The following is a 1,028-nucleotide window of genomic DNA, read 5'->3' on the forward strand; positions in this document are numbered from 1 at the left end:
GCCGCGACGTGCTCGGCTGACCGGCCGGGCTCCGGAGCGCGGAGGCGCTCGGCCGCCGCGTCAACCGTTCCGTGCAGCGACCCGAGGCGAACGCGCCTGGCTGGCGGCGGCGGCCGTGCCTGCACGGAGGGGCCGTTCGGCCGGCACGGCCGCGCGGCCCGATTGCCGCCGCCCTCCTGGATTCCATCAGCAGAAATGAATGCAACCTCAAGTATTCTGACAGGAGATGGCGGATTTCTGGGACTCGGACACTCTACGTTTTCAGGATTTTCTGTTATGCTTTGTGGCAGTATTTGTTGGTCAGGGGAGGAGTACAATGACCATTCGATCCAGGGTTGCAGCGGTCCTTCTTTCGGTCGCCGCGGGCGGGGCGACGCTGACGGCGCCGCCGGCACGGGCGGCGGTGGCCTATCTCGACGCCGCCGCCTGGCTGAGCGCGGCAGGAAGCCTGGGGCCGGTGATGCTGGTGCCGTTCAGCCTGCACAATCCCGTGTTCCGCGACGACTTCGGCGCCTACACCACCCCAGGCGAGGTCTGGATTGACACACCGTCTGGGTTCAGTTTCCCGTCCGACTGGTACTCGCGATCGCTCGGCTTCTTCGCCCCGACGCTCGGCCCGGACACGATCGAAGTGCACTTCAAGTGCGCCGAGCCCGTCTATCCCTGTCTCGGCGTGAACGGCTTCGAGGCTGCCTTCGACCGCCCGATCCTCGGTTTCGGCGGCGCCTTCACGTGGCACATCGGCTACGGCGACTTCGAGCACCCGGTCGACGTCGCCGGCCAGGTGCTGACCTGGGATGGGCCGCTTGCGCCCGTCGATGGCGGCGATCCCCGGATCCGCCACGGATTCCTGGGCTTCATCGGCGCGATGGACACGCTGCGGATCGACTGGCTGGTGAATTCGGCCGACGACTTCGCCTCGGTCCGCTGGACCGCGCCCTTCGCCATCGTCGCCGCGGTGCCGGAGCCGTCCGCGGCCGTCCTGCTCGCCGGCGCGCTCGCCGCGCTGGCCGCGATCGGCGCGGCCG

The 1,028-nt window shown here is 69.0% G+C and carries 1 protein-coding gene; it reads left to right on the forward strand.

Features of this window, described 5'->3' with window-relative positions; all coding sequences use genetic code 11:
- Nucleotides 1–226: 226 nt before the first annotated feature.
- A partial coding sequence (locus tag FK498_RS18820; protein WP_141857247.1) for a hypothetical protein occupies nucleotides 227–1,028 on the forward strand: 802 nt, incomplete at its 3' end.

Origin of the sequence: Elioraea sp. Yellowstone, from assembly GCF_006704265.1 — a bacterium.
Taxonomy (GTDB): domain Bacteria; phylum Pseudomonadota; class Alphaproteobacteria; order Acetobacterales; family Acetobacteraceae; genus Elioraea.